25 protein-coding genes and 1 other RNA gene are annotated in these 24,402 nt (G+C 71.8%); 19 read left to right on the plus strand and 7 right to left on the minus strand.

Translation table 11 applies throughout. The features are described from left to right. Window positions 1–129 precede the first annotated feature (129 nt). On the plus strand, window positions 130–1,080 hold the full coding sequence (locus tag ACFPCV_RS10370) for a cobalamin biosynthesis protein (protein WP_378055865.1): 951 nt from the start codon (window positions 130–132) through the stop codon (window positions 1,078–1,080). Window positions 1,081–1,102: 22 nt separating this feature from the next. On the opposite strand, the gene ACFPCV_RS10375 is transcribed toward ACFPCV_RS10370, so the two are convergent. Genes ACFPCV_RS10375 through ACFPCV_RS10390 form a run of 4 tightly spaced genes read right to left on the minus strand, consistent with a single transcriptional unit; the run spans window position 1,103 to window position 3,674 of the window. Next, on the minus strand, window positions 1,103–1,948 hold the full coding sequence (locus tag ACFPCV_RS10375; RefSeq protein WP_378055866.1) for an SURF1 family cytochrome oxidase biogenesis protein: 846 nt from the start codon (window positions 1,946–1,948) through the stop codon (window positions 1,103–1,105). A 10-nt stretch (window positions 1,949–1,958) separates the two neighbouring features. Next, window positions 1,959–2,807: a fructosamine kinase family protein gene (locus tag ACFPCV_RS10380; protein WP_378055867.1), complete on the minus strand. Its 849-nt coding sequence runs from the start codon at window positions 2,805–2,807 to the stop codon at window positions 1,959–1,961. After that, complete coding sequence (locus ACFPCV_RS10385; protein WP_378055868.1) at window positions 2,783–3,253, minus strand: low molecular weight protein-tyrosine-phosphatase; 471 nt, start codon at window positions 3,251–3,253, stop codon at window positions 2,783–2,785. The genes ACFPCV_RS10380 and ACFPCV_RS10385 overlap by 25 nt, the downstream gene beginning before the upstream one ends. A gap of 10 nt (window positions 3,254–3,263) precedes the next feature. Further along, a complete protein-coding gene (locus ACFPCV_RS10390) occupies window positions 3,264–3,674 on the minus strand; it encodes a DUF2000 family protein (protein ID WP_378055869.1) in 411 nt (136 codons plus the stop codon). A gap of 50 nt (window positions 3,675–3,724) precedes the next feature. Between ACFPCV_RS10390 and ACFPCV_RS10395 the strand changes: the two genes are divergently transcribed. The 17 genes from ACFPCV_RS10395 to ACFPCV_RS10475 all read left to right on the plus strand — a co-directional run bounded on the left by ACFPCV_RS10395 (window position 3,725) and on the right by ACFPCV_RS10475 (window position 20,796). Further along, the gene (locus tag ACFPCV_RS10395; RefSeq protein WP_378055870.1) at window positions 3,725–4,501 is read left to right on the plus strand and encodes a helix-turn-helix transcriptional regulator; all 777 of its coding nucleotides are present in this window, start codon (window positions 3,725–3,727) and stop codon (window positions 4,499–4,501) included. After that, on the plus strand, window positions 4,498–5,532 hold the full coding sequence (gene cobC, locus ACFPCV_RS10400) for an Rv2231c family pyridoxal phosphate-dependent protein CobC (RefSeq protein WP_378055871.1): 1,035 nt from the start codon (window positions 4,498–4,500) through the stop codon (window positions 5,530–5,532). Before ACFPCV_RS10395 ends, cobC begins: the two co-directional genes overlap by 4 nt. Next, window positions 5,529–6,338: a Nif3-like dinuclear metal center hexameric protein gene (locus ACFPCV_RS10405; RefSeq protein ID WP_378055872.1), complete on the plus strand. Its 810-nt coding sequence runs from the start codon at window positions 5,529–5,531 to the stop codon at window positions 6,336–6,338. Before cobC ends, ACFPCV_RS10405 begins: the two co-directional genes overlap by 4 nt. 18 nt (window positions 6,339–6,356) lie before the next feature. Further along, a complete protein-coding gene (locus ACFPCV_RS10410) occupies window positions 6,357–7,094 on the plus strand; it encodes a zinc ribbon domain-containing protein (protein ID WP_378055873.1) in 738 nt (245 codons plus the stop codon). Continuing rightward, on the plus strand, window positions 7,091–8,170 hold the full coding sequence (locus tag ACFPCV_RS10415) for a bifunctional RNase H/acid phosphatase (RefSeq protein ID WP_378055874.1): 1,080 nt from the start codon (window positions 7,091–7,093) through the stop codon (window positions 8,168–8,170). The genes ACFPCV_RS10410 and ACFPCV_RS10415 overlap by 4 nt, the downstream gene beginning before the upstream one ends. 133 nt (window positions 8,171–8,303) lie before the next feature. Next, an RNA gene (rnpB, locus tag ACFPCV_RS10420) (RNase P RNA component class A) lies at window positions 8,304–8,687 on the plus strand. 475 nt (window positions 8,688–9,162) lie between these two features. Further along, window positions 9,163–9,435 carry a hypothetical protein gene (locus ACFPCV_RS10425; RefSeq protein ID WP_378055875.1) on the plus strand — a complete coding sequence of 91 codons (273 nt, stop codon included), beginning with the start codon at window positions 9,163–9,165 and terminating at the stop codon, window positions 9,433–9,435. 13 nt (window positions 9,436–9,448) lie between these two features. Then, on the plus strand, window positions 9,449–9,988 hold the full coding sequence (locus tag ACFPCV_RS10430; RefSeq protein WP_378055876.1) for a hypothetical protein: 540 nt from the start codon (window positions 9,449–9,451) through the stop codon (window positions 9,986–9,988). 49 nt (window positions 9,989–10,037) lie between these two features. Further along, complete coding sequence (locus ACFPCV_RS10435; RefSeq protein ID WP_378055906.1) at window positions 10,038–12,998, plus strand: ATP-binding protein; 2,961 nt, start codon at window positions 10,038–10,040, stop codon at window positions 12,996–12,998. Between the two features lie 247 nt (window positions 12,999–13,245). Beyond that, a complete protein-coding gene (locus ACFPCV_RS10440; protein ID WP_378055877.1) occupies window positions 13,246–15,303 on the plus strand; it encodes a magnesium transporter in 2,058 nt (685 codons plus the stop codon). 1 nt (window position 15,304) lies between these two features. After that, window positions 15,305–15,922 carry a hypothetical protein gene (locus tag ACFPCV_RS10445; RefSeq protein ID WP_378055878.1) on the plus strand — a complete coding sequence of 206 codons (618 nt, stop codon included), beginning with the start codon at window positions 15,305–15,307 and terminating at the stop codon, window positions 15,920–15,922. A gap of 81 nt (window positions 15,923–16,003) precedes the next feature. Further along, window positions 16,004–17,017, plus strand: a complete 1,014-nt coding sequence (locus ACFPCV_RS10450) for a C40 family peptidase (protein ID WP_378055879.1) — start codon at window positions 16,004–16,006, stop codon at window positions 17,015–17,017. Window positions 17,018–17,030: 13 nt separating this feature from the next. After that, entirely contained in the window at window positions 17,031–17,522 is a 492-nt protein-coding gene (locus tag ACFPCV_RS10455; RefSeq protein WP_378055880.1) for a hypothetical protein, read from the plus strand. Between the two features lie 173 nt (window positions 17,523–17,695). Continuing rightward, complete coding sequence (locus ACFPCV_RS10460; protein WP_378055881.1) at window positions 17,696–17,890, plus strand: hypothetical protein; 195 nt, start codon at window positions 17,696–17,698, stop codon at window positions 17,888–17,890. Window positions 17,891–17,913: 23 nt separating this feature from the next. Beyond that, window positions 17,914–19,308, plus strand: coding sequence for an RNB domain-containing ribonuclease (locus ACFPCV_RS10465; RefSeq protein ID WP_378055907.1), 1,395 nt, complete (start codon window positions 17,914–17,916; stop codon window positions 19,306–19,308). Between the two features lie 18 nt (window positions 19,309–19,326). After that, a complete protein-coding gene (gene npdG / locus ACFPCV_RS10470; RefSeq protein ID WP_378055882.1) occupies window positions 19,327–19,980 on the plus strand; it encodes an NADPH-dependent F420 reductase in 654 nt (217 codons plus the stop codon). 63 nt (window positions 19,981–20,043) lie between these two features. After that, window positions 20,044–20,796 carry a helical backbone metal receptor gene (locus ACFPCV_RS10475; RefSeq protein WP_378055908.1) on the plus strand — a complete coding sequence of 251 codons (753 nt, stop codon included), beginning with the start codon at window positions 20,044–20,046 and terminating at the stop codon, window positions 20,794–20,796. Here the strand turns inward: ACFPCV_RS10475 and pip are convergent. After that, window positions 20,774–21,712, minus strand: coding sequence for a prolyl aminopeptidase (gene pip, locus ACFPCV_RS10480; protein ID WP_378055883.1), 939 nt, complete (start codon window positions 21,710–21,712; stop codon window positions 20,774–20,776). The genes ACFPCV_RS10475 and pip overlap by 23 nt on opposite strands. A 23-nt stretch (window positions 21,713–21,735) precedes the next feature. Between pip and ACFPCV_RS10485 the strand changes: the two genes are divergently transcribed. Next, window positions 21,736–22,668 carry a glutathione S-transferase family protein gene (locus ACFPCV_RS10485; RefSeq protein ID WP_378055884.1) on the plus strand — a complete coding sequence of 311 codons (933 nt, stop codon included), beginning with the start codon at window positions 21,736–21,738 and terminating at the stop codon, window positions 22,666–22,668. On the opposite strand, the gene ACFPCV_RS10490 is transcribed toward ACFPCV_RS10485, so the two are convergent. Both ACFPCV_RS10490 and panB read right to left on the minus strand, forming a co-directional pair. After that, the gene (locus ACFPCV_RS10490; protein WP_378055885.1) at window positions 22,669–23,289 is read right to left on the minus strand and encodes a dihydrofolate reductase family protein; all 621 of its coding nucleotides are present in this window, start codon (window positions 23,287–23,289) and stop codon (window positions 22,669–22,671) included. A gap of 116 nt (window positions 23,290–23,405) precedes the next feature. Continuing rightward, a complete protein-coding gene (panB, locus tag ACFPCV_RS10495) occupies window positions 23,406–24,272 on the minus strand; it encodes a 3-methyl-2-oxobutanoate hydroxymethyltransferase (protein WP_378055886.1) in 867 nt (288 codons plus the stop codon). Window positions 24,273–24,402 lie beyond the last annotated feature (130 nt).

Here is a 24,402-nt window from a genome sequence, read left to right on the forward strand (position 1 = left end):
GCAGGTGGTTGGGGCTGAGTGCTGTCATGGCAAGCACGGCCCACCCCTGTTCCCCTCCGGTCTGCCTCGCGGGGAGCCGGTGCGGCTGCGCTACGGTGTCGACCGCACGGAACGGGGGGGGGAGCCGGTTTGGTCAACGTGGCGCGTGCGGTGGGGCTGCTGCTGGGGGTGGCGGCGGACGGCACGTTCGGCGACCCGCGGCGACGGCATCCGGTGGCCGGGTTCGGTCAGGTGGCGCAGCGGGTCGAGAAGGTCCTGTACCGCGACGACAAGGTCGCGGGCGTGGTGCACGCCGCGGTGTGCAGTGGTGGCGTGGTGGCCATGGGCGTCGCGATCGAACGGGCAGGCAGGCGCAACCCGGTGCTGCAGGCACTGACGACGGCGGCGGCGACGTGGCTGGTGCTCGGCGGCCGCTCGCTGGCGGTGCAGGGCGCGGCGATCGGCCGCGAACTGGACGCGGGCGATCTCCCGGCGGCCCGTGACCGGCTCCCGCACCTGTGCGGCCGCGACCCGGAAACCCTCGACGCGGACGGCCTCGCGCGGGCGGCGGTCGAGTCGGTCGCGGAGAACACGTCGGACGCGGTGGTGGCCCCGCTGTTGTGGGGCGCGGTCGGCGGCGTGCCCGCACTGCTCGGCTACCGCGCGGTCAACACCCTGGACGCCATGGTCGGGTACCGCTCACCGAGGTACCGCAGGTTCGGCTGGGCGTCGGCCCGCCTCGACGACCTGCTGAACCTCGCCCCGGCCCGCCTGGCCGCGGCACTGACGGTGGCGGGCGCCCCGGTGGTCGGCGGCTCGTGGCGCGGCGCGTGGCAGGCATGGCACCGCGACGCCCCAGCCCACCCGAGCCCGAACGCGGGCCGGGTGGAAGCCGCGTTCGCGGGCGCGCTGGAGGTCCGCCTCGGCGGCCGCACGGTCTACCGCCACGGCGTGGAGGAACGCCCCATCCTGGGCGAGGGCCGCACCCCGGACTCGGGGCACGTCACACGAGCGGTGGAACTGTCCCGCGTGGTGGGCGGCCTGACCGCGGCGGTCACCGCACTGCTGGCCCTGCTCCGCGGCCGCGGCCGCCGCCGCTGAGCAGGCGCCGAGGGAGCCGGGATCAGGCGCCGTGCTCGCTCAACGCTCGTTCGCGGGCCTCTTCGTCCGCGATCTGCTGTGCCACCGAGACCCGCCTGCGCTGGTGGTCGGGTTTCGGGGTGGCCAGCACGCCGCCCGGTTTGATCTCGCGCCACGTGAAGTACAGCCAGGCGAGGATGGCCATCGTGCCGAAGGCGATCCACTGCAGCGCGTACGACAGGTACGGACCGGCCTCCAGGCTGGGCAGCGGCAGCGCGCTGAGCACGCCGGGGCTGCCGTCCTCCAGTTGCAGGTAGCCGGGACGCAGGTCGAGGCCGGTCGCGCGTTCGACCACGCCGGAGCCGACCGCGTACACCTGCGGGCGCCCGCCCTCGGACTCCGCGCGGCGGTCGCGCGGGTCGCGTTCGTCGGCGCGGACGCGGGCGGTCACGGTCACGGTGCCCGGCGGCGGGGCCGCGAACTCGGGAACCGTCACCGACTCGTCGCCCTGCGCAGGCCGCACGTAGCCGCGGTCGACCAGCGCCACCGTGCCGTCCGCGAGCCGGAACGGGGTGAGCACCTCGAACGCGGGCTGGCCGAGCACGGTCCGCAGCCGCGCGACGACCTCCGCGTCGGCCAGGTACTCGCCGGTGACCCGCACGGTGCGCCACTCGGTGGTCGCGTCCGGGCGGGCGGCGCCGGGGAGCAGTTCGGTGAGGTCGGCCGGGTTGGCGTTCGCGGCGTGGGTGATGGCGGCGTTGGTGGTGGCCCGTTCCTCGTGGCGGGTGAACTGCCACGGCGCGAGCAGCGTGAAGCACACACCGGCGAAGATCAGCACCAACGCCGTCAGCGCCAACCATCCCGGGCGAAGCAACAACCGCAACCGCACACCACCCATGCTAGAGACCGGCCAGCGCCGCCCTGGCCGCCGCCACCGCCTTGGCCCCGTAGCCGCCGCCGAACAGCACGGTGTGCACGAGCAGCGGGAACAGCTGGTGCAGCGGGAGCCGGGCCCGCCAGCCGTCGGCGAGCGGGTCGGCCTCGTCGTACGCGGTGACGATCCGGTCCAGGTGGGGGCACCCGAACAGGTGCAGCATGGCGAGGTCGGTCTCGCGGTGCCCGCCGTGCGCGGCCGGGTCGATCAGCCAGACCCGGCCGTCGGCGCCCCACAGCACGTTGCCGCTCCACAGGTCGCCGTGCAGCCTGGCGGGCGGCTCGGCGGGCCCGGCCAGTTCGGCGATCCGCTCGCACACCGCGTCGACGGGACCGTGGTCGTGGAGCACGCCCTGGTCGACGGCGGTCCGCAGGTACGGCTGGACGCGGTGTGCGGTGTACCACTCCGGCCAGTCCGGCCCGGTCTCGTTCCGCATGGGCGCGAGCCCGATCCACGCGTCGACGGGGCCACCGGGTGGCGGCGCCCCGAACCCGTCGGCCCCGGCCCGGTGCAGCGCGGCGAGCCCGCGCCCGAACGCCTCGGCGGCGGCCACCGCCGGCGACCCGGCCGGCACGGCCTCGATGACCAGCCATTCCGCGTCGTACGCGATGACCTGCGGACAACGGAACCCGGAACTGCCGGCCAGCCACCGCAACCCCGCGGCCTCGGCGAGCACGCCGCTCTCGTGGTCGTGGCGCTTCGCGACCACCTCGGTGCCGTCCGCGAGCCGCAGCCGGTACGCCCCACCGAGCGGCACCGACCCGGTGACGTCCTGCCCGAGCAGCCCGCTCAGTCGAGGTGCGCGCGGATCCACTCGACCAGTCCCGGCATCGCGGCCTCCACCAGGCCGAGCACCTCGACGAAACTCGTGAACTCGCCGTAGTACGGGTCCGGCACGTCCTGCCCGGTGGCGTCCGGGTCGAACGAGCGGAACATCACGAGCCGCTCGTCGCTGTCGCCCTGGTGCTCGAGCAGGTCCCGCAGTGCGGCCTCGTGCCCGGCGTCCATGGCGAGCAGCAGGTCGGCCGACAGGTGGTCCTCGTTCACCTGCGCGGCCACGTGGGTCGTGGGGTAGCCGTGCTCGGACAGCACCCGCCGCGCTCTCGGGTCCGCGGGCTCACCGACGTGCCACGGGCCGATGCCCGCGCTCGTGACCCGCACCCGGTCGGCGAGGCCGGCCCGGCGCAGGTGCCCGGTCAGGACCAGCGCCGCGACCGGCGAGCGGCAGATGTTGCCGGAGCAGACGAAACACACGTGCACGTGGACGAGTCTAGGGGTGCATCCGCGCGCCCCTCACCACCTTGTCGACGGCGTTGCGAGGGCCGTGCACCGCGAGTCCCACGAGGTCGAGCCGGTCTCGTGGGACGGCGCGGACGGCCGCCCGGTTGTCCGCGTCGTTGCCGGTCGCGAACAGGTCCGCCGTGAACACCGACATCGGCAGGCCCCGCGACAGGGCCCGCCCGTGCGCGGCGGTCAGCACCTGCGCCGGTGCCTCGAACACGAGCACCGGCCGGCCGAACATCGCGAGGTACTTCGTGCCGTCCGCGTCCTCGTAGGGTTCGCCGATCAGCTCGGGCACGGCGGCCGCGACCCCGCTGACCAGGAAGGCGCACACGTTCAGCCGCTGCCACACCGGCAGGTCGTCCCGGACGACCACGGCGATCTTGGTTGGGAAGCTCACCGCGTCACGATCCGCCGCCGCCGTGGCCGCGGTCTTGTACGTTCCTAACCATGCGCCCCGAGATCACGGCGTGGCGCCCGGACGTGCCCGGCATCCACGAGGTGTTCCACGCGCGGTTCACCACCCACGCGTACCCCTCGCACACCCACGACGCCTGGACGCTGCTGATCGTCGACGACGGCGTCGTGCGCTACGACCTGGACCGCCACGAGCACGGCGCGCTCCGCGAGCAGGTCACGCTGTTGCCGCCGGGCGTCCCGCACGACGGCCGGTCCGTGCGGCCGGAGGGCTTCCGCAAACGGGTCCTGTACCTGGCGAGCGACACGCTGACCGGCGTCGGCGCCGCCGTGGACCACCCGTCGCTCGCAGACCCGCTGCTGCGGCAGCGCGTCCACCAGCTCCACCTGTCGCTGCGCACCGAGGACCTGGAGGCGCAGAGCCGGTTCGCGCTCGTCCGCGACCGCCTGCGGCAGCACCTGAACGGCGCCGACGCGCCGCCCCCGGTGCGGGCCGCCACGGCGCACCGGCTGCGTGAGCTGCTCGACGCGCACCTGCCGGGCACCCCGACCCTGGACGAGGCGGCGCGGCTGCTGGCGGCGCACCCGGTGTCGCTGGTGCGGGCGTTCAGCCGCGAGTTCGGCATCCCGCCGCACCGGTACGTCACGGGCCGCCGCCTCGAGCTGGCCCGCCGCCACCTGCTCGCCGGTCACCCGCCCGCGGCGGCGGCGACGATGTCCGGCTTCTACGACCAGGCACACCTGACGCGCCACTTCACCAAGCTCCTCGGCGTGGGGCCCGCGCGGTACCGCCTAGGATCCAGCACGTGACTGACCTGCGGCATCACGGCGACGTGGACGCGGAGCCGGGCCTGCAGGACTTCGCGGTGAACGTCCGGGGCACGGCCCCGCCCGCGTGGCTGCGCGAACGCCTGGTCGCCGCCGTCGACCGGCTCGGCACCTACCCGTCCGCCGCCGACGACCGGCGGGCGCGGGAGGCCGTCGCGGCCCGCCACCGCCGCGACCCCGACGAGGTGCTGATCCTGGGCGGTGCCGCCGAGGGTTTCGCGCTGCTCCCGGCGCTGCGGCCGAAACTCGCCGCGCTGCCGCACCCGTCGTTCACCGAGCCAGAGGTGGCGCTGCGGGACGCGGGCGTGCCCGTCCACCGCGTCTTCGGCGGCCTGGGCGATGGCAGCGTCCCGGACGACGCGGACCTGGTCGTCGTCGGCAACCCCACCAACCCGACCAGCGAACTGCGGTCGGCGGCGGAGATCGCGCGCCTCGCGCGGCCCGGCCGGGTGCTGGTCGTCGACGAGGCGTTCATGGACGCGGTGCCTGGCGAACGCGAGTCGCTCGCGAGCAGCGGCCTGCCCGGGCTGCTCGTGCTGCGCAGCCTCACCAAGACGTGGGCGCTGCCCGGCCTGCGTGCCGGGTACGCGCTCGGCGCGCCGGAGTTGTTGCGGCGCCTGGGAAAGCACCGCCCGCACTGGCCGGTCGGGACGCTCGTGCTGGAAGCGGTCGCCGCCTGCTCCGAGCCGCACGCGGTCGCCGAGGCCGAACAGGCGGCGGTCGAACTGGCCGCGCACCGCACGTGGCTCGTCGCCCAGCTGAACCGTTTGCCCGGGGTGCACGTGTTCCAACCGGCTGCCGCGCCATACCTGCTGCTACGGGTGCGCGACGGCGAACGGGTCCGCGCCGGACTGCGAGATCGGGGGATCGCGGTCCGGCGCGGCGACACCTTTCCCGGGCTGACCGCCGACCACCTGCGGGTGGCGGTGCGCGCACCGGCCCGCTGCCAGGACCTGCTCACCGCGCTCGCGGAACTCACCAGCGACACCGACCTGGAGGTACTGACACAGTGACGACCGTCGGAGACGTCGTCGAGGTGCTCGACGCGGCCTACCCGCCCGCGCTGGCCGAGTCGTGGGACGCGGTCGGGCTCGTGTGCGGGGACCCCGAGGAGCGCGTCGACCGCGTGCTGGTGTGCGTCGACCCCGTCGAGTCCACGGTGGACGAGGCACTCGCCATGGAGGCCGGGCTGGTGGTCGCGCACCACCCGCTGCTCCTGCGTGGTGTGCACGGGGTGCCCGCGAGCACCCCGAAGGGCGGGCTCGTGCACCGGTTGATCCGTGCCGGTGCCGGCCTGTTCTGCGCGCACACCAACGCGGACTCGGCCAGCCCCGGCGTGTCCGACGCGCTCGCCGGCGCACTCGGCCTCACGGTCGTCGGCCCGATCGCTCCCGCCGAGGACGGGGTCACCGGCATCGGGCGGCTCTGCGAACTGCCGGAGCCCGAACCGTTCGGCGCGTTCGTCGAGCGGGTCGCCGCCGCGCTTCCCGCGACCGCGGCCGGGGTGCGCGGCGCGGGCGACCCGCATCGTCCCATCAGGACAGTCGCGGTGTCCGGCGGCGCGGGCGACTCCTACCTCGGTGCGGTCGCGCGGCTGGGCGTGGACGCCTACGTGACCGCTGACCTGCGCCATCACCCCGCCAGCGAACACGCGGCGGTGGCGGGCGCGCCCGCGCTCGTCGACGTCGCGCACTGGGCCAGCGAGTGGCCGTGGTGCGAACAGGCGGCGGCGATCCTGCGCGATGCCTTCGGCGGTAACGTCGACATCACCGTGTCCACTCTTCGCACCGACCCCTGGACCGTCGCGGCGGCCAGGTAGAACCCGGAGGTTTCCAGGGTGAAAGCCGATCCCGCAGTGCAGCGCAAGCTGCTCGAGCTCGCCGACGTCGACGCCGAGCTCGCCAGGGTCGACCACCGGCGCAGGACGCTGCCCGAGCTCGCGGAGATCGCCGAGGCCGAGAAGTCCGTGCAGACGCGCAAGGACGCGAAGGTCGCGAACGAGACCACCCTCGGCGACCTCGACCGCGAAGTGAAGCGGCAGGAGAAGGAGATCGACGCGGTGCGGGCCCGTGAGGACCGCGACCGCGCGCTGCTGGCCGGTGGCACGGTCAACGCGAAGCAGATGACCGACCTCGAACACGAGCTGAACACGTTGGAGCGCAGGCAGGCCACGCTCGAGGACGAGCTGCTGGAGCTGATGGAGCGCCGCGAGGCGGTCGAGCTGGACGGGCAGCACGCGGCGGTCGAGCTGGCGAAGGCGCAGGAGGCCCTGTCCGACGCGGCGAACCGGCGCGACCACGCCCTCGCCGACCTGGAAACCGTGTGGGCGCGGCGGACCGAGGAGCGGGCGAAGCTGGTGCCGGTGTTCCCCGAGCAGCTGCTCGCCCTGTACGAGCGGGTGCGCGCGCAGCGGGGGATCGGCGCGTCGCTGCTGCGGGCACGGCGGTGCGGCGCGTGCCGGATCGAGCTGGACCGCAGCGCCATCTCCCGCATCTCCGGCACCGCGGCCGACGAGGTCGTCACGTGCGACGAGTGCGGCGCGATCATGGTGCGCACGGCGGAAAGCGGCCTGTGAGGGTCGTCGTCGAGGCCGACGGCGGCTCGCGCGGCAACCCGGGTCCCGCCGGGTACGGCGCGGTGGTGTTCGACGCCGACGGGAACGTGCTGGCCGAACGTGGCGAGAGCATCGGTGTCGCGACCAACAACGTCGCCGAGTACCAGGGCCTGATCGCCGGGCTGAGCGCCGCGCGGGAACTGGGCGCCACCGACGTCGCGGTCCGGATGGACTCGAAACTGGTCGTCGAGCAGCTGTCGGGCCGCTGGCAGATCAAGAACGAGGCGCTCAAGGCCCTCGCCGCGACGGCACACGAGGTGGCGGCCGCGTTCGGCACGGTGACCTACACGTGGATCCCGAGGGCGCGGAACGCGCACGCGGACCGGCTGGCCAACGAGGCCATGGACGGCAGACCGTCGCGGTCGGAACAACCCGCGCCGGTGGACACGACCGCGCCGGCGCGGTGGATGGGGGCGACGGGCACCCCGACGAGGTTCCTGCTGCTGCGGCACGGGCAGACGGAGCTGTCTGCGGAGCGCCGCTACTCCGGGCGCGGCGACGTGTCGCTGACCTCGACCGGGCAGCAGCAGGCGAAGGCCGCGGCGGCCCGCCTCGCGCCCGTCGACTTCGCCGCGGTGGTGTCGTCCCCGCTGGCCAGGGCCCGGCAGACGGCGGCCGTGATCGCCGACCACGTCGAGGTCCACGACGGCCTGATCGAGACCGACTTCGGCGAGTGGGAACGGCTGACCTTCGCCGAGGCCGCGACCCGCGACCCCGAGCTGCACGGCCGCTGGATCCGCGACCCGAGCGTGGCGCCGCCGGCCGGGGAGAGCTTCGACGCGGTGCTCACCCGTGTGCGGGAAACCCGCGACGACCTCCTGCGGCGGTACGCGGGGGAGACCATCGTGGTGGTCAGCCACGTCACCCCGATCAAGTCGCTGCTGCGGCTCGGGCTCGACAGCGGCCCTTCGTTGCTGTTCCGCCTCCACCTGGACCTGGCGTCGCTCTCGGTCGTGGAGTGGTATCCGGACGGTAACGCCTCGGTACGCCTCGTGAACGACACCTCGCACCTGGCTGGCCCGCCTCCCCGGACTTGAAAGTGTTGGTTCCCCTGAGGTAACTGCCGATCAGGCCAGGACGCACCCGCAAAGATCCACAGAACACGCCTCGTCCTGGTGTCGGGCCTCTGGCCACCATGATCCACTTCGGCGTTATCCTGGTGGACGCGGACGAGTCGGCAGGGCGGTCGCGGCGGGCGCATGCCCGTCGAGGAAAGTCCGGACTCCGAAGGGCAGGGTGGTTGCTAACGGCAACCCGGGGCGACCCGCGGGACAGTGCCACAGAAATCAGACCGCCTGGCTTCGGCCAGGTAAGGGTGAAACGGTGGTGTAAGAGACCACCAGCACCCCGGGTGACCGGGGTGGCTAGGTAAACCCCACCCGGAGCAAGGTCAAGAGGGAGTCCCCAGGGGCTCCTGCGCAGGCGTTCGAGGGCTGCCCGCCCGAGTCTGCGGGTAGGCCGCTAGAGCCTGCCGGCGACGGCAGGCCCAGATGGATGACCGCCCACCGGCCGCGAGGCCGGGGACAGGATCCGGCTTACATGCCGGCTCGTCCGCCCCGAAAGGGCCGCCACAGCACACTGTGCGCGGCTTTTCGATCACGATCGACTGCCCCCGCGAAGGATGTCCGATTGTGTATGAGTGACACAGGCTGCGCCGAACGGAGCAATGTGCATGGCGATGTGGCGAACACACCATTGCCAGTTCCGCTGGGCCGAACGAGTTAACGCAGGACAGTGCCGGCAGGTTGACCACACCCGTTTCGTACCTACAGTTATGGGTCTCCGCCGCAGGCGGGTGAAGATCCGCGCAGATTGGTCCGGACGAGTGGTCGACGCGACTTACCGCGCCTTTGAGCCGCATCATGTGTGTGGTCAGATGGCACGTCCAAAAGCGCCGAGGAGAATGCGAGTGCACCAGATGTGGATCTACGGAGCGCGGCCCCGTCACTACACATCGTGATGCGGGCGTGCTCTACTCGTCTACGTACGCACAACAGCGGGCCGCTCCGCGCACACAGGAGTCAAGAACATGATCGCCATGACCACCCTCCAGCTCGCCCAGGACACCGGTGGTTTGGGCACGAACAACGTCCGCGACTGGATCCTCAACAACATCATCCCGTTGCTGCTGCTCGTGGTGGCCATCCTGCTCCTGTGGCTCGGCGGCGGGAAGGGTGACAACGCGGGCGTCATGCGCCGCCTCGGCGGAGTGATCGTCGCGCTGGCCATCATCGGGTTGGCGGTGACCACGGACGCCGGCAAGAACATCGGCACGTGGATCGCCGGCCTCTTCACGGGCTGAGCAGAGGGCACCAGTGCGTATACGTACCGACGACGAGGTCTACCGCGTCGACGCCGTCTGGCTCGGGCCTCCTCGGGCCACGATGCCGTGGCGGGCCCGCTACGTGGCGTGGGGCGTCGGAGTGTTCGTCTTCCTCGTCGTGCTCACCGTCGAACGCCGTCTCGGAATCGATCTGTTCTGGTCGATCGCGTGGGGCATCGTCGTCACCGTCCTCCTGACCAGGATGATCACCTCGAAGATCAGTCACGAACGGCCGCTGTCCGCGGTGTCGGCGATGTGGCTGCGGGAACTCACCGCGCCGCGCGAGGCAACCTCCGGGCAGGGTGGTGCCGTCAGTGCCACGAGGGTGCGGGTGAACACCGACCGGCCGAGGAAACAGGCGAAGCGGCCGAGACAGACCTCGGAGAAGAAGGCCCAGCGGAACCGGGAACGGGCAGACCGGGCCAGGGCCAAGGCCCGGCAGCGGAACCAGCGGCGGAACCGGCCCGGGAGGCAGGAGACGAAACGCGGGAGGGGTGGCGGTGTTCGCACGTCGACGCAAGCACGCGCCTGAGACGCACGCCCCGTTCCCGCCGGTGCCACAGCACGCCGGCACCACGGGCATGCCCCCGGCCCCGCACCGGCAACCACCGGAACTCCACCGTGGCCGTCACGCGGCCCCGGAGCACGGGCTGCCCGACCAGGTGAGACGGGTGAGACAGCCGGCGCAGTACCGACCCGCCGCCGACAACAAGCGCAACCGACGTCTCCCAGGGGAGCAGTCCATTCCCACGTACACCCCGTCGATCGCCGCGCGGAGCATCGACGGTCACCTGCTGCGCAACGGTTCCGACGTGTTCGCGTGGTACCGGCTCGCGCCCCAGCGCTGGTCGTTCCGCTCGGACTCCCAGCGCCAGGACCTCATCGCGGCCATCGCGGGCCAGTACGCCGAGCTGCACGGCCGGTGGATGCACCTGCGGGTCACGAACCGGCCCTACCCGATCCGCATGTGGGCCGAGGCGCACGTGCACAACGCGGTCAACCGCCTGCCCGACGCGCCGGGGGCGCTGTCCTTCGACGACTACCTGATCGGTGAGCAACAGCAGCTGCTGGGCCGGTCGATGGCGGAGAAGGAGGTGTACCTGGGCGTTCAGGTGCAGACCCGCAACATGGTCGACCGCGCGGTGGAGCGTGCCGCGCCGCTGCTGCGCAAGGTCTTCCCGGCCGCGGTGGACGCGGAGCTGCTCGCGATCGACTCCGAGGTGGAGCACCTCGACCAGGTGATCGCCTCCGCCGGGCTCGAGGGCCGGCCGGTGACGGCCGAGGAGATGTCCTGGCTGATGCACCGGTCGTGCTCGCTTGGCCTGCCCGCGCCCCGCAACCTGCCCGCGGTGCCGGGTGCCGCGTGGGAGCCGGAGGACCTGGCGTCGTTCACCGACGCGGCCGACTTCCACCAGGAGCCGTACTCGCCGACCCTCACCGTGCGTGGCCGCACCGGTTCGAACGCGGGCATGACGCGGCACGTCGCGGTGCTGACGGTCGGCCAGATGCACGGGCTGCAGATCCCCGAGGTCGACGACCCGTGGGTGCAGCACAGCGACCGGCTGGCCGCCGCTGTGGAGTGGTCCGCCCGCATCTACGTGCGGCGGCCCGAGGAGGTCTCGGGTGAGCTGCAGCGGCAGATGAACAAGGTCCGCTCGCAGGTCCGGCACTACACCGACGAGCACGAGCTTGAGCCGCCGCAGTCCCTTGCCCGGCAGGCGTCGCGGGTGCTGGAGATCGACGACGAGATGACGTCGGGCTTCACCGCGCTCGCCACCCGGGTGCGGTCGTGGTGGCGGCTCGCGGTGTCCGGCCCGACCGAGCGGGACGCGCTCCGGCTCGCGCAGCAGGTGCTGGAGCTGTACAAGCCGAAGGTGGCCATCGAGCACCCGGAGGCGCAGTACGCGCTGGCCCGCGAGTTCATCCCCGGCGAGTCCCTCGCCTCGGCGGCGTACATGCGCCGCGGCTCGGTGATGTGGGCGGCGGCGTCGGTGCCGACCGCGACCGCCGAGGTGGGCGACCGCCGGGGGATCCTCCTGGGCGAGACGTGCACGGCGACCCGGCGTCCGGTGGCGTGGGACCCGTGGATGGCGCAGGAGATCCGCGACGGGTCCGGCCTGACCGCGATGGTCGCCGGTCTCGGTGGCGGCAAGTCGTTCCTGGGTGGCGGCATCGTCTACAAGACGCTGCGCGCGGGTGCCCACTGGACGATCCTCGACCCGTCCGGTCCGCTGACGAAGCTGTGCGACCTGCCGGAGCTGCGGCCCTACGCGCGGCCGATCAACCTGCTGAACGCGCAGCCCGGCATTCTCAACCCGTACCGGGTGGTGGCGGAGCCGCAGTACGAGCACTTCGTCGAGGAGGAGGACCCGGAGCGGGCATGGCGCAGGGAGAAGGCCCTCGCCGCCGCCACCCGCCGCCGCCTCGCACTGGACGTGCTGACCGGGCTGCTGCCCTACGACATCGCCAGGATGCCGCAGACCAGGATCGTGCTGCTGCGTGCCGTCCGCATGGTCGGCGGCCGCGCGGACGCCGACCCGAGCCTGGTGTTCGAGGCGTTGCGGCGCGACGCGTCGGAGCACCACGAGCACGCGGTGGTGGTCGCGGACTTCCTCGACGAGATGCGTGAGCGGATGCAGCTGCTCATCCCGGAGAAGGACGCCGACCCGTACAACGAGACCCGCGACGACCGGCTCACCGTCATGACGATGGCGGGCCTGACGCTGCCGAAGGACGGTGTGGGCCGGGAGCACTGGACCGACGCGGAGTCCCTCGGTGTCGAGATGCTGAACCTGGCGGCGTGGCTGACGCAGCGGTCGATCTACGAGCGGCCCAAGGACACCCGCAAGGGCGTGTGGATCGACGAGGCGTTCTTCCTTTCGGAGGTGCCGACGGGCCGGGTGCTGATGAACCGGTTCGCCCGTGACTCCCGCAAGTGGAACGTCCGGGTGCTGCTGTCGTCCCAGATCCCGTCCGACTTCCTCCGCATCCAGGGCTTCGTCGCGCTGCTGGACTCGGTGTTCGTCGGCAGGCTCGACGACGACCAGGCGCAGGAGGACGCGCTGCGCCTGCTGAAGGTCCCGGTCGGCGCGGGCTACGAACAGGTGGTGGCCTCGCTCGGCCGCCGCCCCGGCGGCCACCGCGACGCGGTCCGCGACACCGCGCCGAGACAGTTCATCTTCGCCGACGGCGCTGGTGGGGTGGAACGCATCCGCATCGACCTGTCCGGCTCGCACCTCGACCACCTGCGTTCGGTCATGGACACCACCCCGGACGCGTTGCGCGACGCGGCCCCCGGCACGGTGCTGCCCGCCGAGTCGCACGCCCCGCAGATCCCGTCGGAGGAGGAGGACGAACCGCCACGCGACGGCTCGGTCGACGACGAGAGCCGTTACTCCGACGACGAGTTCGAACTGGAAGCGGAGTTCGAGCTTGGCCTCACCGACGACGATCCCAACACGGACGTGGACCCGGCCGGTCCCCCGGACGGTTCCGGCAACGGAAAGAAGGCAGGCAAACGCGGGCGGGTCGATGCCGCATGAGCGAAGCTTGCGAAGCGAGTCATCTTGTCGGCGGAGCTTGCGAAGCAAGTCATCTAGTCGGCGGAGCTTGCGAAGCGAGTCATCTTGTCGGCGGAGCTTGCGAAGCGAGTCATCTAGTCGGCGGAGCTAGTCAAGCGAGTCATCCTGTCGGCGGAGATCGCGAAGCGAGTCGTCCGCTGGACGGTCATAGTCCCGTGAGCATTCACCCTCCCCGGAGCTCGGCCGGGGCCGGCGAAAGCGGCGCAACATGATCACGATGCTGGTGGTGATCGCCATCGTGCTGTTCTACACGGCGCGGCGGCGAAAAAGACGCGGCACAGCGAACCCGGCCAGGCGCAGAGGCCGGGTGGCCTCGCTCGTGGTCGTGGCGGGAATTCTCGGCATGCAGGCGATCTTCGGCTCGCCCGCGATGGCGCAACAGCAGGACACGAGCTGTGCGCCGTTCCCGGAGCGACCGGGTGCGGGCATGGTCGGCGCGATCGACCCGTCGCAGGGCAACGGTGAGGCCGGCGGCCCGTACACCAACGAGAAGTTCCCGAACAGCCCGTACCTGGACCACGGCTACGCCGGCATGGTGTGGCACGTCTACGACCCGAACTGCCAGCAGCCTCTGTCGATCTCGGACCCCAGCGTCACGATCGACACGTGGGCAGGCAACGAGCTGTTCAACCTCGGCAAGAACATCGTCGGTGCCACCAACTCGCTGCACTACACGCTCTACAACGGCGGTGTGCTCGGCGGGTTGAACCAGCAGATCGGCGCGGCCGCGAACGCCATCTTCGACAACATCTACATGCAGCTGTTCAGCATCTTCATGCTGGTCCTCGCGGTGTTGATGTTCCGGCAGATCTGGCGTGGCGACCTGGCGGCGGTCTCCAAGCGCGGCCTCTTCGCTCTCGGCGGGATGTGGCTGGCGGCGTCCACGCTGGTGCTGGTGAGCAACTACGACGCCGTGGACCGGTTGATCGTGGAGACCACCACCGGCATCCAAAACGGGTTCCGCAGCCCGGACGAGGACCGGATCCAGCGCGACGTGCTGCCAACGGAGCTGCACACCAGGATCGTCTACGAGAACTGGCTGCGTGGTGAGTTCGGGCAGCCGAACGCGCCGCAGGCGGAGGAGTTCGGGCGTCCTCTCCTCAACGCGCAGGCGTGGACGTGGGAGGACCTCGCGTCCGGGAACGACGCCAACGACCAGGCGGAGGCGGCCAAGCGGGCCGAGTACCAGCGGATCTACAACGAGCTGGGGTCGGCGCAGGGCTATTTCAGCGGCACGGAGGGCAGTCGCACCGGTTCGGGTTTCCTGGCGTTCTTCCAGTCGCTGGTGTACTCGCTGTTCCAGTTCCTCGCCAAGCTGGCGGTTCTGCTGGCACAGCTGCTGCTGAGGATCTTCACCCTGGCCGCGCCGGTGATCGGCCTGGTGGCGCTGGTCCACCACGACATCCTCCGCAAGGTGGGTCGTGCCGTGGGTGCGGTCGTGCTGAACGTGCTGGTCCTGGCCATGCTGGCCGGTATCCACTTCAAGTTCCTGCAGCTGATCTTCGGCCCGGACGTCGAGCTGTCGATGCTGACGCAGATGCTGCTCGCGGGCATCGTGACGTTGGTGTTCCTGCTGGTCGGGCGGCCGGTGAAGCGGATGTGGCAGATGGTGGAGCTGTCCGTCGGCGCGGCCGGGGCCTCGGTGCCCTCCGCCAGCCGGGGCGGGCTGTTCTCCCGGTTCCGGCGTGGCAAGGGCGCGGACGAGCGCGGCCCGCAGGACGAGTTCTGGGACAACCTGCGTGACGAGGAACTGGCCGGCGACACGGTGGCCGCCACGAACCGCGGTGGTCGCAGGTCGCGGCCGGAGGCGGCCGGGCCGGTCATGGCGACGGCCGAGCGGCTGGACACGCGGCGGCAGCCGATCGGGCAGAGCGCGCTGGGGCTGCCGCCCGCGCGGGGCGACGGTGAGGCCGTGCTCATGCCGGCCGGTCCTGGTGGGCGCAACGATCCGGCCGGTGCGCTGCCGCCGCGGCGCAGCAGGGTCGTCGACACGACCCCGGTGTACGACCGGGACTGGGGCGAGGACGCGATGGTCGTCCCGTCGCAGGTCAGCGGCGTGCGCAACGAGAGCCGGTTCGACGCGGCGTCGATCGGGGCACCCAGGAGCAACCAGCCGGTCCCGCGGCCCGCGGACGTCGAGATGGTGGCGGGCCGTCCGGTGCACGTCGTCTACCGGCCCTCGCGTGGGCTGGAGGTGCGGGAGCCCGCACCGAGGCGGATGCCGTTGCGGGACGGGCCGCGCGAGACCGACGCGGCGGTGAGATGACATGCCGATCCGCACCAACCGCGGGCGCGCCGCGGTCTACCGACGCCTGTGGGGCTGGCCCATGCGCTCGCCCCGCCACCTCACCGTCGTGGTGTTCGTGGTGGCCGTGCTGGTCATCACGCTCGGCATCCTCGTTCCGCAGCTGACCGGCGGGAACAAGCCGGGCGGCGGCGCGGCCGCCGAGTCGTCGGGCAACACGACGTCGACGTCGAACGTGCCCGGCACCACGAACACGCCGGGGGTGACGGGGTCGGCGAGCGCGTTGCCGACCCGGATCACCGAGGTCCCGTCGGCGCCGACGTCCGCGCCACCGGACCCGGCCGCGCTGGAGGTCGCCGACTCGTGGGGCAGGGCGTGGGTGGACCACCCGGAAGGCATCACCGCCGAGGAGTGGCTGGCGGAGCTGGCGCCGTTCACCACGGAGGAGCAGCTCACGGAGATGGCGACGGTGGCGCCGGGCAACATCGGCGCCACGGAGGTCACCGGCGAACCGGAGGTCGTCGAGTCCTTCACGAGTTCCGTCAAGGTCGAACTGCCGACCGATGACGGCAACCTACTCATCACGGTGATCGACACCCCCGACGGCTGGCGGGTGGCCTTCTACGAGCAGGTGAGCTGACATGAGCGGAGCTCGCGGAGTGAATCATCGAGCAGAGCGGCGAGCGCCGCGGTGCCCCGGCGCGGGTGCGGTGGTGCCGCGATGAAGAGCGCGTTGGTCGTCGGGGGACTGGTGGTCGTGGTGACGGTCGCCGTCGCGGGCGTCAGTGCCGTCACCCAGGTGGTGTCGCAGGACCAGGCCGCGGAGCAGGCAAGGGCGATGGGGGTGTCCCTGACCTGCAACGCGAGTCTCGGCCCGATCTCGGCGGGGCCCGCTGGCAGCGGTGCGGCGGACGCGGCGAAGCTGAACGAGGATCAGCGTGAGAACGTCGCCATGATCATCCAGATCGGCAAGGAACGGCAGCTGCCGCCGCTCGCGTGGCAGGTCGCGATCCAGGCGGGCATGACCGAGTCGGGACTGCGCAACCTCGACTACGGCGACCGCGACTCGCTCGGCATGTTCCAGATGCGCCCGTCCATGGGCTGGGGCTCGCCGGAGCAGGTCAAGGACCCGAACTACTCGATCAGGAAGTTCTACGACGTCCTGGAGGAGGTGCCGAACTGGGAGCAGCAGCGGCCCGGCGAGTCGGCACAGGACGTGGAGCGGTCGGCGTTCCCGGACCGCTACCACAAGTGGGAGCCGATGGCGGCTCACCTGATCGGTAACGTCGGCCTGGTGCCGGACCCGACGGGCTGCGGCGAGGGCACTGGCCTGCTGGTGCCCGCCCCGACCAAGGCGGCCGGCGCGGCGATCCAGTGGGCGCTCGGCCAGCAGGGCAAGCCCTACCAGTGGGGCGCGGCGACCACGCACCAGAACTCGTTCGACTGCTCCAGCCTGATGCTGCAGGCGTACCGCTCGGCGGGCGTCACTCTCCCGAGGGTTTCTCGGCAGCAGTACCGGGCGGGCGCGATGCTGCCCGTGGAGGAGGCGCAGCCCGGTGACCTGCTGTTCTGGGGTTACGACACCAGCAACCCGGACACCATTCACCACGTTGCGATGTACCTCGGGGACGGCAAGATCGTGGAGGCGCAGCAGACTGGTGTGCCGGTGCACATCCGTCCGGTCCGCTGGGGCGAGCCGGAGCTGATGGGCCAGGCCGTGCGGCCTGGCGTATGACCAAGGGGGCGCGATGACCATGTACACGCCAGAACCGATCCAGCCCCACATGGGCAGGCCCGCGTCGAGCACGCCGCTGCAGGACTATCTGCGCACCCCGCACCCGGGTACGCCCGCCAACTACGTGGTGCTCCCGAAGTCGCTGGTGGAGGCGATGCCGCTGCCGTGGCAGCACGCGATGACGCAGATCCTGGCCGAGTTCCACCAGGCGTTCGGGCACCTGGACTGGCCGGAGTACCGGGTCGTCCCGTCCCGCCGGGAGAAGCTGGTGAACCTGGACGAGGAGCAGCTCGCCGAGGTCGGGTACCTCGTGGAGATCGATGTGGACGGTGAGCTGGTGTACCGCGAGCGCAGCGGTCGGCGCATCGACAACCCGGAGGACACCGAGGTGCTGGTGTCCGTGCTGGACCCGATCCCGGCCGACCACCGCAACGCCAACGAGGACACGCCGCCACGCGGTTTCCCCGCGCAGCAGATGGGTCCCTGGTCCCCGGCACCGCACTAGTGCCCCGCGCCGGAAATCCGGCACATAATTCGGCGGCCCAGCTTCCTGCTGGCGGCGTTGCCGATCCACCCAAGTACAACCCGGTACGAGGGAGGATCGGCGCCTTGCCAGCAGAAACCTGGATCCACCGACTTACGCACCGCATTTCCGGCGCGGGACACTAGGCTCTGTTCATGGCGGACAACAATCCGGACCCCGGCTGGTACTTCTGCACGAAGCACAACACCGTCGAGCACGGCGAGGTCTGCCCGGCGATCGACCGGCTGGGTCCGTACCCGGACCGCGCGACCGCGGAACGTGCGCTGGACATCGCGAAACAGCGCACTGAGGCGTGGGACAAGTCCGAACGGGACTGGGACGAGAGTTAGGTCCCGGTAGGGTGCCGGGCGTGGTGATTCGTGCGAACAGCGACCGGATCGGGTTCGGGAAGGTCCGGGAGGAGTTCGCGCTGTCGCCGGGCTTCCCCTCGGCGGTGCTCGCGGAGGCGGAGCGGGCGGCGACCAGGTCCCACGGCGGGCACCGGGACGCCACCGACCTGCCGCTGGTCACCATCGACCCGCCGGGCGCGAAGGACCTCGACCAGGCCATGGCGGTGGAGCGGCGCGGCACGGGTTTCCGCGTGCACTACGCCATCGCCGACCTCGGCTCGTTCGTCGCGCCGGACGGCGCGCTGGACCGCGAGGTCCGCGGCCGGGGACAGACGATCTACCTGCCGGACGGCAAGATCCCGCTGCACCCGCCGGTGCTGAGCGAGGGCGTGGCGAGCCTCCTGCCGGGACAGGTCACGCCCGCGGCGCTGTGGACGTTGGACTGTGACGCCGACGGCGCGCTCGAACAGGCCCACGTCCGCCGCGCGCTGGTCCGCTCGCGGGCCCGGTACGACTACGACGGTGTCGACGCCGCACTGAGGAACGGCACCGCGCCCCCGTCGCTGGCGGTGCTGCCGGAGATCGGCCGCCTCCGGCGTGAGCGTGCCGTGGAACGTGGCGCGGTCGAGCTGGCGCTGCCCGACCAGGAGGTGGCGGCGGACGGCGACGGTTGGCGGCTGGCGCTGCGGCCCCGCAGCGAGGTCGACGCGTGGAACGCCGAGATCTCCCTGCTCACCGGCATGGCCGCGGCGAAGCTCATGCTCGACGCGGGGGTCGGTGTCCTGCGCACGCTGCCCGACCCGGAGAGCGGCGCCGTGAAGTGGCTGCGCCGGTCCGCGCGTTCGCTTGGTATCGCGTGGCCGGGGCACGTGGACGCCGCCGAGCTGCTCGCGGGCCTGGACCCGGACCGCCCGGAGGCGCTGGCCCTGTTCATGGACGCCACCCGCCTGCTGCGCGGCGCCGGCTACACGGTGTTCGACGGAAACCACCCCGAGCTGGCCACCCACGCCGGGATCGCCGCCCCGTACGCGCACGTCACCGCGCCGCTGCGGCGGCTGGTCGACCGGTTCGGCACCGAGATCTGCCTCGCGGTCGACGCCGGCGAGGAGGTGCCGGACTGGGTGCGGGAGGCGCTGCCGGGCCTGCCGGAGGTGATGGCCGGTTCCGACACGCTCGCCAACAAGGTCGACAAGGCGTGCCTCGACCAGGTCGAGGCGTGGGTGCTGCACGACCGTGTCGGCCAGGAGTTCGACGCGATCGTCCTGCGGTCGGAAGGCAACTCCGCCGAGGTGTTCCTGACCGACCCGCCGGTCGTCGCGAAGTGTGCGAATGCCGACTTGCCGGAAGGCGAGACCATCCGGGTGCGGTTGACTCAGGCAGACGCGGAAGCTCGCAAGGTCGTCTTCGAGCGCGCGTAGCCACGAAGGAGATATGCGTTGACCGACGTGACAGGCCGGACGATCGGGGTGCTCGGCGGCACCGGACCGCAGGGCAAGGGTCTCGCGCTGCGCTGGGCGAAGGCGGGCCTCAAGGTGATCATCGGCTCGCGGAGCGCGGACCGCGCCGAGGCGGCCGCTGCCGAGCTGGGTGACGGCGTGACCGGCGCCGACAACGCGACCACGGCGGCGGCCGCGGACATCGTGCTGGTCGCGGTGCCGTGGGAGGGCCACGGCGAGCTGCTGGCGACGCTGCGGGACCAGCTCATCGGCAAGATCGTGATCGACTGCGTGAACCCGCTCGGTTTCGACAAGCAGGGCCCGTTCGCGCTGCCCGTCGAGGAGGGCAGCGCGGCACAGCAGGCCGAGGGGCTGCTGCCGGAGTCACGGGTGACGGCCGCGTTCCACCACGTGTCGGCCGTGCAGCTGGCGGACCTGTCGATCGCCGAGATGGACACCGACGTGCTGGTGCTCGGCGACGACCGCGAGGCGACCGACGTGGTCCGCGCGCTGGCCGACGCGATTCCCGGCATGCGGGGCGTGTACGGCGGCAGGCTGCGCAACGCGCACCAGGTGGAGGCGTTCACCGCGAACCTGATCGCGATCAACCGGCGCTACAAGGCCCACGCCGGGATCCGCGTGACGGACATCTAGGGATGCGCGCGTTGCCACCGGGGGCGTGCCACGCGGACGTGCCGGCGGAGGAGGTCCGGCGTGCTGGTGGATGACCTGGGGGAGCCGGTCCCGCTGACCGGTGCGCCGACGCGGGTGGTGAGCCTGGTCCCGTCGCTCACCGACGCGATCGAGGCGAGCCGTCCCGGTCTGGTCGCGGGTGCCACGGACTACTGCACCCACCCGGTGGCGCTGGAGGTCCCGCGGGTCGGTGGTTCGAAGTACCCGCGCGTCGACGCGGTGCTGGACCTGCGCCCCGACCTGGTGGTGGCGAACGCGGAGGAGAACCGGCCGGAGGACGTGGCCCGCATCCGCGTGGACGGTGTCCCGGTGTGGGTGACGGCCGCCGCGGCGACGGTCCCGGCGGGGCTCGGTTCGGTCCGCAGGCTGCTCACGCAGGGGCTCGACCTGGCGGAACCGGACTGGCTGGTGGCCGCGGAGGACGTGTGGCGCACGCCGGAGCCGGTGTGGGCGCGGGCGGTGGTCCCGGTGTGGCGCCGCCCGTGGGTCGTGGTCGGCCGCGACACGTTCGCCGGGGACGTGCTGCTGCGGCTGGGCGTCGAGAACGTGTACGCGGGCCACGCGGACCGCTACCCGCGGCCGTCACTGGCGGAGCTGAACGACGCGGGCGCGGACCTGGTGGTGCTGCCGGACGAGCCGTACGAGTTCACCGCGGACGACGGCCCGGAGTCGTTCCCCGGCCTGCGGTACGCGCTGGTCGACGGCCGTCACCTGACGTGGTGCGGTCCGTCACTGGTCGAGGCGCACGCGGCCCTCAGCCACGGAATTCGTCCGTAGCGGCGATCAGCGCGTCGAGGATGCCCGTGTCGGTGACCGCGTGCCCGGCGCACGGGACGATGGTGAGCGCCGAGCCCGGCCACGCTCGGTGCAGGTCCCACGCGGTGACCGGCGGGCACACCACGTCGTAGCGGCCCTGCACGATCCGTCCCGGGATGCCGGCGAGCCGCCCGGCGTCGCGGATCAGCTGGCCCTCGTCGAGCCAGCCCGCGTGGGTGAAGTAGTGCAGCGCCAGCTTGGCGAACGCGATCGCGAACCCGGGGTCGGCGTACGTCGCGGCCAGGCCGGGGTTCGGGGTGAGTGACACGATCGACCCCTCCCAGTTGCTCCACGCCGCGGCCGCGTCGGCGGCGCGGGCGGGGTCGTCGAGGAGCCGCCGGTAGCCGTCGAGGACGTCGCCGTCGGGCACCTGCGCCGCGAACGCCGCCCACTCCCGCGGGAACAGCGCGCCCGCGCCGCCGCGGTAGAGCCAGTCCAGCTCGGACCGCCGCAGCAGGAACACGCCACGCAGCACGATCTCCGTCACCCGTTCGGGGTGAGTTTGCGCGTAGGCCAGCGCGAGCGTGGCGCCCCACGATCCGCCGAACAGCTGCCACCGCTCGATGCCGAGGTGTTCGCGGAGCGCCTCCATGTCGGCGACGAGGTGCCAGGTGGTGTTGTGCTCGTCGGGGTCGCGGGTGGCGACGTGCGGGACGCTGCGGCCGCAACCCCGCTGGTCGAACAGCACGATCCGGTACGCGGCCGGGTCGAACAGCCTGCGCTGCTGCGGGGACGTGCCGCCGCCGGGACCGCCGTGCACGAACACGACCGGTTTGCCGTCGGGGTTGCCGCTCACCTCCCAGTACACGGAGTGCCCGTCGCCGACGTCGAGCATGCCCTCGGCGTGCGAGTCGAGCGGCGGGTAGGACAAGTGCATGCGTGCAGCCTAGATTCGGTGGCATGGCAACCGTGCAGTTCGGCAAGGAAACCTCGGCCCGCGGCGAGTTCGTGCGGCAGAAGAACCGGTTCACCGACCGCATCACGGCCGACGGCTCGTCGGGCTGGAAGGCGGAGCCGGGCCGGTACCGCCTGGTGGTGTGCCTGGCCTGCCCGTGGGCGCACCGGGCGCTGATCGTGCGTGGCCTGCTCGGTCTCGACGACGCGATCTCCCTCGCGGTGGTCGACCCGGTCCGGGACGAGCGCGGCTGGCGGTTCACCCTCGACGAGGGCGACCGCGACCCGGTGCTGGGCATCGAGTACCTGTCCGAGGCGTACCACAGGGCCGACCCGGAGTTCGACGGGCGGTTCACCGTCCCGGCGATCGTCGAGGTCGAGTCGGGCCGGGTGGTCACCAACGACTATCCGCGGATCACGCTGGACCTGTCGACGCAGTGGCGCGAGTTCCACGCACCCGGTGCCCCGGACCTGTACCCGGAGCACCTGCGCGCGGAGATCGACGAGGTCATCGAGCCGATCTTCCGCAACGTGAACAACGGCGTCTACCGCTGCGGGTTCGCGGGCAGCCAGGAGGCGTACGAGGAGGCATACGACGCGCTGTTCGCCGAGCTGGACCGGCTGTCGGCGCGGCTGGAACACCAGCGCTACCTGGTCGGCGACCAGCTCACCGAGGCCGACATCCGCCTGTTCACCACGCTGGTCCGGTTCGACGCGGTCTACCACGGCCACTTCAAGTGCAACCGGAACAAGCTGACCGAGATGCCGGTGCTGTGGGCGTACGCGCGGGACCTGTTCCAGACCCCCGGTTTCGGCGAGACGGTCGACTTCGACCACATCAAGCGCCACTACTACTACACCCACGACGCCATCAACCCGACGCGGATCGTGCCGAAGGGCCCGGTCACCGACTGGACCGAGCCCCACGGCAGGGGCTGATCACACCCCGAACGTCCCGTACTCCGGCGCCCCCGTCGGCCGGTACACGCAGGCGACGACGCCCTTGTCGACGGGCTGGGCCGACACCAGCTCCAGCCCGGTGGGCGCGGCGCCGTCGAACAGCCGCTTCCCGGTGCCCAGCACGACCGGGAACACGGTCAGCCGGAACTCGTCGACGAGCCGGTGCCGGATCAGCGTCTGCGCGAGGTCGAGGCTGCCGATCACCTGGATCTCGCCGAGGTCCCTGGCCTTCAGGTCGGTCACGGCCGCGACCAGGTCACCGCTGAGCACCGTCGTGTTGGTCCATTCCGCCGTCGTCAGCGAGCGCGACGCCACGTACTTCGGTGTCTCGTTGAAGATCTTCGCCATCGGGTAGTCGTCGTGGTCAGGGCCGATGTGCGGCCAGTACCCGGCGAAGATGTCGTAGGTCTTGCGGCCGAGCAGCAGCGCGCCGGGGTTCGCGTGCCACGGCCCGACGATCTCCTCGCCGAGCTGCCTGGAGAAGTGCGGGACCTGCCAGCCGCCGTGCTCGAAGCCGGAGGCGCGGTCCTCGTCCGGTGCGCCCGGGGACTGCGCGACGCCGTCGAGGGTGAGGAACATGTTGATCGCGATGGTGCTCATGCCCGTGCGTCGGACGAGCGCGACGCGGATCGACAAGGAATGCCCGCGACTTTCGGGAAGTCGCGGGCATCCCGGTGTCGGATCTTGTGGCTGACCGTGAAGCCCGGGGAGGCGGACTAGTGGAACACGTGCTCCGGCGCCGGGAACTCACGTCCCCGCACCTCGGACGCGAACTGCTCCACCGCGCCCTTCATGATTCCGGCCAGGTCGGCGTACCGCTTCACGAACCGCGGTGCCCTGCCGCTGCGCAGCCCCATCATGTCCTGCCACACCAGCACCTGCGCGTCGCAGTCCGGGCCCGCGCCGATGCCGACGGTCGGGATCGCGAGCTCGTGGGTGATCCGCTTCGCGGCCTCGGCGGGCACCATCTCCATGACGACGGCGAACGCACCCGCCTCCTGCAACGCGATGGCGTCCTCGAGGAGGTCACCCGCCGCGTCGCCGCGGCCCTGCACGCGGTAGCCGCCCAGGTTGTGCTCGCTCTGCGGCGTGAACCCGATGTGCCCCATGACCGGCACACCCGCCGTGGTGATGGCCTTGACGTGCGGCGCGAACGCCCGCCCGCCCTCGAGCTTGACCGCGTGCGCGCGGCCTTCCTTCATCATCCGCACCGATGTCGCCAGTGCCTGTTCCGGTGACAGCTGGTACGAGCCGAACGGTAGATCCGCCACGACCAGTGCCCGTTTCACCGACCGGGTGACCGCACGTACGAGTGGAACCATCTCGTCGACGGTCACCGGCAGCGAGGACTCGTAGCCGTAGACGTTGTTGGAAGCCGAGTCACCGACCAGGAGGACCGGGATCCCGGCCTCGTCGAACAGCTCGGCGGTGTACATGTCGTACGCGGTGAGCATGGGCCACGGCTCGCCGCGCTCCTTCATCTCCCGCAGGTGGTGGACGCGTACGCGCTTCGCAGGCTTGGCAGGCGCGCTGGGGCCGGTGCCGTACGGCGCGGCCACCTCAGGGTTCGATGCTGACGTCATTGTCGACCGTCCTTCCCTCGAAGCCCACGTGGTGTGGGTCCCCGGGTGTTCATGGATGGCTTACCAAACCAGCCTGACACCAACCGGGCGGTCGCACAGCGGCGTGCGACGAGCTTCACACGGGCGCACG

The organism is Actinophytocola glycyrrhizae (genome assembly GCF_042653545.1).
Lineage (GTDB): Bacteria > Actinomycetota > Actinomycetes > Mycobacteriales > Pseudonocardiaceae > Actinophytocola > Actinophytocola glycyrrhizae.

What these genes read in the sequence shown, in the direction of transcription:
- ACFPCV_RS10450 (WP_378055879.1), top strand. Translation starts at nt 16,004, where the DNA reads ATGAAGAGCGCGTTGGTCGTCGGGGGACTGGTGGTCGTGGTGACGGTC.
- ACFPCV_RS10485 (WP_378055884.1), top strand. Translation starts at nt 21,736, where the DNA reads ATGGCAACCGTGCAGTTCGGCAAGGAAACCTCGGCCCGCGGCGAGTTC.
- ACFPCV_RS10435 (WP_378055906.1), top strand. Translation starts at nt 10,038, where the DNA reads ATGCCCCCGGCCCCGCACCGGCAACCACCGGAACTCCACCGTGGCCGT.
- ACFPCV_RS10460 (WP_378055881.1), top strand. Translation starts at nt 17,696, where the DNA reads ATGGCGGACAACAATCCGGACCCCGGCTGGTACTTCTGCACGAAGCAC.
- ACFPCV_RS10395 (WP_378055870.1), top strand. Translation starts at nt 3,725, where the DNA reads ATGCGCCCCGAGATCACGGCGTGGCGCCCGGACGTGCCCGGCATCCAC.
- ACFPCV_RS10455 (WP_378055880.1), top strand. Translation starts at nt 17,031, where the DNA reads ATGACCATGTACACGCCAGAACCGATCCAGCCCCACATGGGCAGGCCC.
- pip (WP_378055883.1), bottom strand. Translation starts at nt 21,712, where the DNA reads ATGCACTTGTCCTACCCGCCGCTCGACTCGCACGCCGAGGGCATGCTC.
- ACFPCV_RS10440 (WP_378055877.1), top strand. Translation starts at nt 13,246, where the DNA reads ATGATCACGATGCTGGTGGTGATCGCCATCGTGCTGTTCTACACGGCG.
- panB (WP_378055886.1), bottom strand. Translation starts at nt 24,272, where the DNA reads ATGACGTCAGCATCGAACCCTGAGGTGGCCGCGCCGTACGGCACCGGC.
- ACFPCV_RS10425 (WP_378055875.1), top strand. Translation starts at nt 9,163, where the DNA reads ATGATCGCCATGACCACCCTCCAGCTCGCCCAGGACACCGGTGGTTTG.
- ACFPCV_RS10445 (WP_378055878.1), top strand. Translation starts at nt 15,305, where the DNA reads ATGCCGATCCGCACCAACCGCGGGCGCGCCGCGGTCTACCGACGCCTG.
- ACFPCV_RS10490 (WP_378055885.1), bottom strand. Translation starts at nt 23,289, where the DNA reads ATGAGCACCATCGCGATCAACATGTTCCTCACCCTCGACGGCGTCGCG.